1 protein-coding gene and 1 pseudogene are annotated in these 11,606 nt (G+C 77.5%); both read left to right on the forward strand.

The window, feature by feature from the left end; all coding sequences use genetic code 11:
• Window positions 1-461 precede the first annotated feature (461 nt).
• Window positions 462-9,662 (forward strand): annotated as a pseudogene (locus RKE29_RS05205) (beta-ketoacyl synthase N-terminal-like domain-containing protein); the annotation flags it as partial.
• A 145-nt stretch (window positions 9,663-9,807) separates the two neighbouring features.
• The coding region (locus tag RKE29_RS05210; RefSeq protein ID WP_312003837.1) for an acyltransferase domain-containing protein at window positions 9,808-11,606 on the forward strand (1,799 nt) is incomplete at its 3' end.

Consider the following 11,606-nt stretch of genomic DNA (forward strand, 5'->3'; position numbering starts at 1 on the left):
CGATTCTATGGGGGCTCCGGGCCCGGGGTCCGCCGATATCCGAATTCCCGGCCGTACGCCCCGGCCCGCCAGTGCGGGCCTGTCGAACCGGGGTATTCCAGGCTTTTCGCGCGCCTCTGCGCGCGGGCCTCGGTCCGGCTGCCGGTTAGGGGACGCGGGCAGCGCGCCGGGCTGTCGGCCGGTCGAGGGCCTGTGGCGGCTGCACGGGTCCCGCCGGGTGGTGCCGGCCGGGATGCCGGGTGGCGCGGGGCGCGCCGGGTGGCGCCGGGGCTGTCTCACACCGGAGATGACCGGCATGTGAGGTGTAGGTGTCAGAGATGCGGGTGAGAGGCGTGACGAGGATCACAGTTGCCCCGGGGGCGGAGGTCGACCCCCCTGGGATGACGCGCACGCGCCCCGGGGGAACGGGGCCGTGTCGACCGGGGGAAAGCACGGGGGAGTACGTGACCTTCACGTCGGGCATGAACGGGTCGTCTCCGCACGCCCGGAGCCAGGATCGGATATCGGATCCTGGAGATCGGATATTGGATCCAATCGCCGTCGTCGGCCTGGCCTGCCGGCTGCCGGGCGCCGACAGCCCGCGCGCCTTCTGGGACCTGCTGTGCGAGGGCCGCGACGCGGTCACCGACGCACCCGCCGACCGGCCGGGCCTCGGCAGGGGCGGCTACCTCGACGCCGTCGCCGACTTCGACGCCGCCTTCTTCGGCATCTCCCCCCGCGAGGCCGCCCTGCTCGACCCCCAGCAGCGGCTCGCGCTCGAACTCGGCTGGGAGGCCCTGGAAGACGCCGGTATCGCCCCCGGCGCCCTCGACGGCACGCCCGTGGGCGTCTTCGCCGGCGCCACCGCCGACGACTACGCCGCCCTCCTGCACCGGCACGGCGCCCGGGCCGCCACCCACCATACCCTCACCGGCCTCAGCCGCGGCATGATCGCCAACCGGCTGTCGCACACCCTCGGCCTACGCGGCCCCAGCATGACCGTCGACACCGGGCAGTCCTCCTCCCTCGTCGCCGTGCACCAGGCCTGCCGGAGCCTGCGCGACGGCGAGGCCGCCGTCGCCCTCGCCGGAGGAGTCCAGCTCAACCTCGCCGAGGAGAGCGCCCTGGGCGTCGCCGCCTTCGGTGCGCTGTCCCCCGACGGCCGCTGCCACACCTTCGACGAGCGCGCCAACGGATACGTACGCGGCGAGGGCGGCGGCTTCGTCGTCCTCAAACCCCTCGCCGCCGCCCTCGCCGACGGCGACACCGTCCACGCCGTCATCCGCGGCAGCGCCGTCAACAACGACGGCGGCGGCGACGGCCTGACCGCCCCCCGCCAGCAGGCGCAGGAGGAGTGCGTCCGGCTCGCCCACCGCCGCGCCGGAACCACCCCCGCCGACCTCGCCTTCGTCGAACTCCACGGCACCGGCACCCGGCTCGGCGACCCGGTCGAGGCCGCCGCCCTCGGCGCCGTACTCGGCAGCGGGCGGCCCGCGGACACCCCCCTGCCCGTCGGCTCGGTCAAGACGAACATCGGCCACCTGGAAGGCGCGGCCGGCATCGCGGGACTGCTCAAGGCCGTACTCGCCCTGCGCCACCGCCACCTGCCCGCCAGCCTCAACTTCCGCGCCCCCTCCCCGCGCATCCCCCTGGACGCCCTGAACCTGCGGGTCAACACCACGCTGACCGCGCTGGACGGCGCCGGCCGGCCGCCCGTCGCCGGCGTCAGCTCGTTCGGCATGGGCGGCACCAACTGCCACCTCGTGGTGGCCGGATGGGACGACACCGAGCCGGCACGGCACGGCGCGGCAGGACCGGAACGGCACGGTGCCTCAGGAGACGGTGCCCCAAGAGACACCCTCTCAGGAGACGGTGCCGCGCCCGGACGGGACGTCGACCGGCGGGCGACGCCGGACGGCCCGCTGCCGTGGCTGCTGTCCGCGGCCACCGAACAAGCCCTGCGCGACCAGGCGGACCGCCTCGCCCGGCACCTCGCCGCCCACCCCGGACTACACCGGGCCGACGTGGCCCACACCCTCGCCACCGCCCGCACCCACCTCGCGCACCGGGCCGCCGTCGCCGCCCAGCCGGACGGACTCGCCCCCGCCCTCGCCGCACTGGCCGCCGGGCACGGCGCCCCCGGCCTGGTCACCGGCACCGCCGACGCCGAAGGCCCCGGCCGCCTCGCCCTGCTGTTCACCGGGCAGGGCAGCCAGCGGCTCGGCATGGGACTCGCCCTGCGCGAGACGTCCGACGTCTTCCGCGACGCCTTCGACGAGGCGTGCGCCGCCGTCGACCCCTGGCTGGAGCACCCCCTGCGGCGCGTCCTCGCCGACCGGCCCGACCTCCTGGACCGCACCGCCTACGCGCAGCCCGCCCTGTTCGCCCTGGAAACCGCGCTGTTCCGGCTCGTCACCTCCTGGGGCGTCGTACCCGACCTGCTGATCGGCCACTCGGTCGGCGAGCTCGCCGCCGCCCACGCCGCCGGCGTGCTGTCCCTCGCCGACGCCGCCGTGCTGGTCGCCGCGCGCGGCCGGCTCATGGAGGCCTGCCGCGCCGACGGCGCCATGACCGCCGTGGAGGTCTCCGAGGCCGACGTCCTGCCCACGCTCGCCGGCCGGGAGGGCCGCGTCGCCGTGGCCGCCGTCAACGGCCTGCGTGCGGTGGTGCTCTCCGGGGACGCCGACGCCGTGGCCGAGGTCGCCGCCCACTGGGCCGCCCAGGGCCGCCGCACCCGGCGGCTGCGCACCTCCCACGCCTTCCACTCCCCGCACCTGGACGGCATGCTCGACGGGTTCCGCGACGTACTGGCCGGACTGACCTTCCACGAGCCCCGCCTCACCGTCGTCTCCAACACCACCGGCCGCCCCGCCGACCCCGCCGCCATCCGCACCCCCGAGTACTGGGTGCGGCAGGCCCGACAGCCCGTCCGGTTCGCCGACGGCGTCGGCTACGCCTACGGCCAGGGCGCACGCGCCTTCCTGGAGGCCGGACCCGACGCCGTACTCTCGGCCATGGCCCGCGAGTGCGTCGGCGCGGACCCGCGCGCCGCGTTCGTACCGCTGCTGCGCGCCGACCGGCCCGAACCCGACACCGCGACCCAGGCGGTGGCGCGGCTCCACACGTGCGGCCACCACGTCGACTGGGCCGCGTACCCCTTCGCGGGCGACAGCGGACAGCCCCGCCGCGTCCCGCTGCCCACCTACGCCTTCCAACGGCAGCGCTACTGGCTCGACGGCATACCCGGCCTCGGCGGCACGCCCGGCCTGCCTGGGACGGCAGCCGCCGCGGGGCAGGCCGAGGCCCCCACGGCACCCGTCCCGGCCCCGGCGCCCGCACCGGCCGCAGGCCCGGCCCGCGGCCCGCTCCACCTGGTCCGCCAGGAGGCCGCCGCCGTCCTCGGCCACGCCACACCGGACGCCGTGCCCAGCGGCGTCAGCTTCCGCGACCTCGGCTTCGACTCCTTCATGGCGGTCGAACTCCGCGACCGCCTGCGTGACGCCACCGAACACCCCCTGCCCAGCACCGTCCTCTTCGACTACCCGACCCCCGCCGCGCTCGCGGACTACCTGCGTACGGGCCCGGCCCGGGCCGCCGATCCCGCCGCTACCCCGGCGGCCGTGGACGAGCCGATCGCGATAGTGGGGATGAGCTGTCGTTTCCCGGGTGGGGTGGGGTCGCCGGAGGAGCTGTGGCGGCTGGTGTCCGATGGCGGAGACGCCATCTCGGACTTTCCGGTGGACCGGGGGTGGGATCTGGAGTCGTTGTTCGGGGCGGGTCCGGATGCGGTGGGGACGTCGTATGTGCGGCGGGGTGGTTTTCTGGAGTGTGCGGGGGAGTTCGACGCGGAGTTTTTTGGTATTTCGCCGCGTGAGGCGTTGGGGATGGATCCGCAGCAGCGGTTGCTGTTGGAGGCGGCGTGGGAGGTGTTCGAGCGGGCGGGGGTGGATCCGGGGTCGGTGCGCGGCAGCCGCACCGGCGTCTTCGTCGGCGCCACAGCGCAGGACTACGGCCCTCGCCTGCACGAGTCCGCCGACCACCTCGCCGGACACGCCCTGACCGGTACCACCCCCAGCGTCGCCTCCGGCCGCATCGCGTACACCTTCGGTCTTGAGGGCCCGGCCGTCACGGTCGATACGGCCTGCTCGTCGTCGCTGGTGGCCCTGCACCTGGCCTGCCAGTCCCTGCGCCTCGGCGAGTCCACGCTGGCCCTGGGAGGCGGGCGAGGCGGAGGTGCGCGGTCTGATCAGCCGCATCCCGCTGGCCCGGCTGAAGGAGTCGGGCCTGTACGACGCGCTGCTGCGGCTCGCGGACGACCGTCCGGGCGGCGCACCCGAGGCGGCCGGCGCGAGCGGCCCAGGCGCCAGCGGCCCCGGGGCGGTCGGCGAGGCGGAGCAGCGGACCGCGGAGTCCGAAGACGAGGAGATCGACCGGATGGCCGTGGACGACCTCGTGCGCTTCGTACTCCAGGACGCCGAAGGCATCCAGAACGCGGCCGACGGCGCGGCCGACGGCGCGGCGGACGGCACCGACACGACGGGGAGCGAACAATGACGGGCGGTCACGACGCCGTCGTCGCGGCACTCCGGGCCTCCGTGAAGGAGACCGAGCGGCTGCGGCGGCAGAACCGCGAGCTGGCCGAGGCCGCGCGGGAGCCGGTCGCGGTCGTCGCGATGAGCTGCCGCTTCCCGGGCGGCGTGGAGTCGCCCGAGGACCTGTGGCGGCTGCTGGCGGCCGGGGAGGACGCGCTGTCGCCGTTCCCCGCCGACCGGGGCTGGGACCCGGACGGCGGGGCCGGGCCGGACGGCCCGGACGTCGGCGGCCCCGCCGCCACCCGCTCCTACCGGGGCGGCTTCCTGCGCGACGCGGGCGCCTTCGACCCGGCCTTCTTCGGCATCTCGCCGCGTGAGGCGCTGGCGATGGACCCGCAGCAGCGGTTGCTGCTGGAGACGTCGTGGGAGGCGTGCGAACGCGCGGGAATCGACCCGGCCGCGCTGCGCGGCAGCCGCACCGGCGTGTTCATGGGCACCAACGGGCAGGACTACGCGGCGCTGTTCCCCTCCGCGCCGCCCGGCGCCGAGGGCTTCTTCATCACCGGCACGGCCGCGAGCGTCGTCTCCGGCCGCCTGTCCTACACCTTCGGGCTGGAAGGCCCGTCGGTGACGGTCGACACGGCCTGCTCGGCGTCCCTGGTGACGCTGCACCTGGCCTGTCAGGCCCTGCGGCAGGGCGAGTGCGCGATGGCGCTGGCGGGCGGCGCCACGGTGATGGCCACGCCCACCGCCTTCGTGGAGTTCGACCGGCAGGGCGGGCTCGCGCCCGACGGGCGCTGCAAGGCGTTCGCGGCGGCGGCCGACGGCACCGGCTGGGGGGAGGGCGTGGGCGTGCTGCTGCTGGAGCGCCTGTCCGACGCCCGCCGCAACGGCCACCCGGTGCTGGCCGTCGTGCGCGGCTCGGCCGTCAACCAGGACGGCGCCAGCAACGGCCTGACCGCGCCGAGCGGCCCCGCGCAGCGCCGGGTGATCCGGGACGCGCTGAGCGGCGCGCGGCTGTCGCCCGCCGACGTGGACGCGGTCGAGGCGCACGGCACCGGTACGACCCTGGGCGACCCCATCGAGGCGCGGGCGCTGATCGCCGCCTACGGCAGGGAGCGGGACCCGGCGCGGCCGCTGTGGATCGGGTCGGTGAAGTCCAACATCGGCCACACGCAGGCCGCCGCGGGCGTGGCGGGCGTCATCAAGATGGTGCTGGCCATGCGGCACGGCGTGCTGCCCAGGACCCTGCACGTGGACGCCCCGACACCGGCCGTCGACTGGTCGGAGGGCGCCGTACGGGTCCTGGCCGACCAGGTCGCGTGGCCGGACACCGGGCGGCCGCGCCGCGCGGGCGTGTCCTCCTTCGGCGTCAGCGGCACCAACGCGCACGTCATCCTCGAACAGGCCCCGGAGGACGCACCCGTACCCGCCGACACCGGCGCACCCGCCGACGACGGATCCGTACGCCCGCGCCCGGCCCCCGACCGCCCGCTGCCGCTGCCGCTGTCCGCCAGGTCGGAGGCGTCCCTGCGCGGCCAGGCCCGGCGCCTGCTCGACCACCTCCGGGAGCACCCCGGCGCCGCCCCCGCCGACGTGGCCTACTCGCTCGCCACGACGCGTGCGGCCATGGAGCACCGCGCCGCGCTGGTGGCCGCCGACCGCGACCGGCTGCTGGCCGGGCTGGCCGCGCTGGCCGACGGCGAGCCCGCGCCCGGCGTGTGGACCGGCCGGGCCCGGCGCGGCGGGCTCGCGTTCCTCTACACCGGGCAGGGCAGCCAGCGCGCCGGGATGGGCGCCGGGCTCGACACGGCCTTCCCCGCCTACGCCGACGCCCTGGCCGAGGCCTGCGCGCACCTCGACCCGCTGCTCGGCGTGTCGCTGCGCGGCCTGCTCAGCGCCGACCCGGGCACGCCGGAGGCGGCCGCCCTGGACCGTACGGACCTGGCGCAGCCCGCCCTGTTCGCGCTGGAGGTGGCCCTGTCGCGGCTGTGGCTGTCCTGGGGCGTGCGGCCGGACTACGTCCTGGGCCACTCGGTCGGCGGACTGGCCGCCGCGCACGTCGCCGGGGTGTTCACGCTGCCCGACGCGTGTGCGCTGGTCGCCGCGCGCGGGCGGCTGATGGCCGCCGCCCCGGACGGCGGGGCCATGGCGGCGATCGAGGCGAGCGAGGCGGAGATCGGCCCGTCACTCGCCGGGCTCGCCGACCGCGTGTCGCTGGCGGCGGTCAACGGCCCGTCCTCGGTGGTGGTCTCCGGCGACGCCGACGAGGTCGGCCGGATCGCCGACGCCTGGCGGGAGCGGGGCCGCAAGGTGCGGCGCCTGCGGGTCAGCCACGCGTTCCACTCGCCGCACCTGGACGGCGTGCTCGACGCGTTCCGTGCCGCCGCGGACGGCGTGTCGTACGCCCGTCCCGCGATCCCCGTCGTGTCCGACCTGACCGGCGGCCTGGCCGACGAGGCGGGCATCGCCACGCCCGAGTACTGGGTGCGGCACCTGCGGCAGGCCGTGCGCTTCGGCGACGGCATGGCCTTCCTGCACGCCCGCGGCGTGTCCGCGTATCTGGAGGTCGGCCCGGACGGCGTGCTGACCGGCATGGGCCGGGCGTGCCTGGGCGACGAGGCCGGGCCGGTGTTCGTGCCCACACTGCGCGCGGACGGGGAGCCGGTCGCCGACGTCGCGTCGGCGCTGGCGCGGCTGCACGCCGCCGGGCGGCGCCCCGACTGGGAGGCGTACTTCGCGGACCTGGCACCGCGCCGGGTGCCGCTGCCCACGTACGCGTTCGACCGGGCGCGCTACTGGCTGGACGCCGGCCGCCCCGCCCCCGCCGGGCCGTCCCAGGCCCGTACGGACCCGCCCGACGCCGGTACGGGCACGGACCCGGCCGGCACGGGCACGGCTGGTACGGGCACCGCCGGGTCCGGCACGCCGCGGACCGGCGACGGGACCGGCGCCGCCGCGGACCCGGCCGCCGGAGCCTCCCCCTTCGCCCGTCGGCTGGCCGCCCTCGACCCGGGCGAACGCACCGGAGCCGCACTGGACCTGGTGCGCCGTCACATCGCCGCGGTACTCGGGCACGCGGACGCCGGGAGCGTCGACCCGGACCGCGCCTTCACCGAACTCGGCTTCACCTCCCTCACCGCCGTCGAACTGCGCGACAGCCTCGCCGCGGCCACCGGCCTGCCGGTCCCGGCCACCCTCGTCTTCGACCACCCCACCGCCCGCGCCGCGGCCGCCCACCTCGCCGCCGAGGCGTCGGGCGCGCCGGACGGCGACACGCCGGGCGCGGTGCGGGCCGACGCCGAGCCCATCGCGATCGTCGGCATGAGCTGCCGCTACCCCGGCGGCGTGCGGTCGCCGGAGGACCTGTGGCGGCTGCTGGCCGAGGGCGGCGACGGCATCACCGCCTTCCCCGCCGACCGGGGCTGGGACCTCGACGCCGTCTACCACCCGGACCCGGACCACCCGGGCACCACGTACGGCCGCGAGGGCGGGTTCCTCGACGGCGCCGACCTGTTCGACGCCGCGTTCTTCGGCATCAACCCGCGCGAGGCGCTGGCCATGGACCCGCAGCAGCGGCAGCTGCTGGAGGTCGCCTGGGAGGCGTTCGAACAGGCGGGCATCGACCCGGGAACGCTGCGCGGCAGCCGCTCCGGCGTGTTCGTCGGCGCCGCCACCCAGGACTACGGCGCGGCGGCCGGGGAACTGCCCGAGGGCGTCGAGGGCTACCTGATGACCGGCAACACCGGAAGCGTCGCCTCCGGCCGCCTGTCGTACGCCTTCGGCCTCGAAGGCCCGTCGCTGACCGTGGACACCGCCTGCTCGTCCTCGCTGGTCGCGCTGCACCTGGCCTGCCAGGCCCTGCGGCGCGGCGAGTGCTCGCTGGCGCTCGCGGGCGGCGTGATGGTGATGCCCACCCCGACGCCGTTCGTGGCCCTGAGCAAGCAGCGCGGCATGGCGGCGGACGGCCGCTGCAAGCCGTTCGACGCGTCCGCCGACGGCACCGGCTTCTCCGAGGGCGTCGGCATGCTGGTGGTCGAGCGGCTGAGCGACGCCCGGCGCAGCGGGCACCGGGTGCTGGCCGTCGCGCGCGGTTCGGCCGTCAACTCCGACGGCGCCAGCAACGGCCTCACCGCCCCCAACGGCCCTTCCCAGCGCCGCGTGATCCGCGCCGCGCTGGCCGACGCCGGCCTGTCCCCGTACGACGTGGACGCCGTCGAGGCGCACGGCACCGGCACCAGCCTCGGCGACCCGATCGAGGCGCAGGCCGTGCTGGCCGCCTACGGCCGGGACCGGGACCCGGACCGGCCGCTGTGGCTGGGGTCGCTGAAGTCGAACATCGGGCACAGCCAGGCCGCTGCGGGCGTCGCGGGCGTGGTCAAGATGGTGCTGGCCATGCGGCACGGCCTGCTGCCCAAGACCCTGCACCTGACCGAGCCGACCCCGCACGTGGACTGGTCGGCGGGTGCCGTGGCGCTGCTGACCGAACCGGTCCCGTGGCCCGAGACCGGCCGCCCGCGCCGCGCCGGCGTGTCGTCCTTCGGCATCAGCGGCACCAACGCGCACGTCCTGCTGGAGGCGCCGTCCGACGACCCGCCGCACGACGAGCCCGCGGGTGACGAGGCGCCGGCGCCCGGCGGTACGGACCCGGTCGTCCCGCTGGTCCTGTCCGCCCGCACCGACGAGGCGCTGCGCGCCCAGGCCCGGCGGCTCGCCCGCCACCTGCGCGAACAGGCCCCGCGCCCGGTCGACGCCGGCTACGCGCTGGGCACCACGCGCGCCGCCCTCCCGCGCCGCGCCGCCGTCGTCGGCCGCGACCGGGACACGCTCGCCGCCGGTCTCGCCGCGCTCGGCGAGGGCCGCCCCCACCCGGCCGTCGTGCGCGGCCACGCGCCCGAGGGCGGCGGGGACGGCGTGGTGTTCGTCTTCCCCGGCCAGGGCGGGCAGTGGCCCGGCATGGCCGCGGAACTGCTGGATACCGCGCCGGTGTTCGCCCAGCGGTTCGCCGCGTGCGAACGCGCGTTCGCCCCGTACACCGACTGGTCGCTGACGGCGGCGGTGCGCGGCGGGCCCGGCGCGCCCGACCTGGAGCGTACGGACGTGGTGCAGCCCGCGCTGTTCGCCGTGGCGCTCTCCCTCGACGCGCTGTGGCGCTCCTACGGGGTGCACCCGGCCGCGGTCGTCGGGCACAGCCAGGGCGAGATCGCCGCCGCCTGCTCGGTGGGTGCCCTGGGCCTGGAGGAGGCGGCGCGCATGNTGCTCGGTGGGTGCCCTGGGCCTGGAGGAGGCGGCGCGCATGGTGGCGCTGCGCAGCCAGGCGCTGCACCGGCTGGCGGGCACCGGCGCCATGGCCTCGGTGCTGCTGCCGCACGAGGAGGTGGCCGCCCGGCTCGGCCCGTGGGCCGGACGGGTGTCGGTGGCCGCCGTCAACGGGCCCGGGTCCACGGTCGTCTCCGGCGATCCGGACGCGGTGGACGCCCTGCTGGACCGCCTCGCCGGGAAGGGCGCCCAGGTGCGCCGCATCGCCGCGAGCGTCGCGGGCCACTCCGCGCACATCGACGCGCTGCGCGCCGACCTGGACAAGGCGTTCGCCGACGTCGAGCCGCGCGCCGTCGGCACCGCCTTCTGCTCCTCGGTGACCGGCGGCCCGCTGCCCACCGACGCGCTCGACGCCTCCTACTGGCACCGCAACGTGCGCCAGACCGTGCGCTTCGAGCAGGCCGCCCGCGCGCTCCTGGAACGCGGCCACCGCGTCTTCGTCGAACTCGGCCCGCACCCGGTGCTGGCCCTGAGCCTGGAGGAGACCGCGGCCGCCGTGGACCGGGAGGTGGTGGCGCTCGGCTCGCTGCGGCGCGGCGAGGGCGGCCTGGACCGCTTCGTCGCCGGTGCCGCCGAGGCCCACGCGCACGGCGCCGCCCTGGACTGGGCGGCGGCCGCGCCGGGCGGCCGGCGGGTGGACCTGCCCACCTACGCCTGGCAGGGCGCCCGGTACTGGCTGGCGCCCGGGACCGGCGCGGGCGACCTGGCCGCGGCCGGCGCGGCCGACGCGCGGCACCCGCTGCTGGGCGCGCAGGTGCCGCTGCCGGACGGCGGCCTGGTGCTCACCGGGCGGCTGTCCCTGCGCGACCAGCCGTGGCTGGCCGACCACGCCGTCGCGGGCACCGCCCTGCTGCCCGGCGCGGGCCTGCTGGAGCTGGCGCTGCGGGCCGGCGCGGCCGCGGGCTGCGCGCGGGTGGAGGAGCTGACCCTGCACACGCCGCTGGTGCTGCCCGAGCGGGGCGGCGTGCAGCTGCGCGTGGTGGCGGAGCCGCCCGGCCCGGACGGGCGGCTCGGCGTGGGCGTGCACACCCGGCACGGCGACGACGAGCCGTGGACCGCGCACGCCGACGGCCTGCTGGCCCCGGCGCCGGACGAGCCGGACCGGCCCGCGCCGGCCGGCCCGTGGCCCCCGGAGGGCGCCGAGCCGGTCGTCCTGGACGGCGCGTACGAGCGGCTGGCCGAGGCCGGCTACGGCTACGGGCCCGCCTTCCGCGGCCTTGCGGCGGTGTGGCGGCGCGGCACGGAGACGTACGCCGAGGTGCGGCTCGCCGAGGGGCAGCGGGCGGACGCCCAGCGGTTCGGCCTGCACCCGGCCGCGCTGGACGCCGCGCTGCACGCCGCGGCGGCGGGCCGTACGGACTCCGGCGTGCGGCTGCCGTTCTCCTGGAGCGGCGTGTCGCTGCACGCGGCGGGCGCGTCGGAGCTGCGGGTCCGCCTGGAGTCCCGCGGGGACGACGCGATGTCCGTGACCCTCACCGACCCGGCGGGCACGCCCGTCCTGACCGCGCGGTCCCTGGTCACCCGGCCCGTCGACCCGGACGCGGTCAGGCGGGCCCGGGACCGCACGGACACCGCGCGGGACTGGCTGTACGAGGTGGCGTGGCCGCCGCTGCCGCCGTCCGCCGCCCCGGGCGTGGCGGTCGGCCAGTGGGCGGTGCTGGCCGGCCCGGCCGACGGCGGCGACGCCGGGCCCGGGCAGGGGCTCGCCGAGGCCCTCCAGACGGCCGGCGCGCCGGCCGGCGTCTACCAGGACCTCGCCGAGCTGGCCGCGGCGGT

Origin of the sequence: Streptomyces sp. B1866 (genome assembly GCF_031932565.1) — a bacterium.
In the GTDB taxonomy this organism is placed as follows: domain Bacteria; phylum Actinomycetota; class Actinomycetes; order Streptomycetales; family Streptomycetaceae; genus Streptomyces.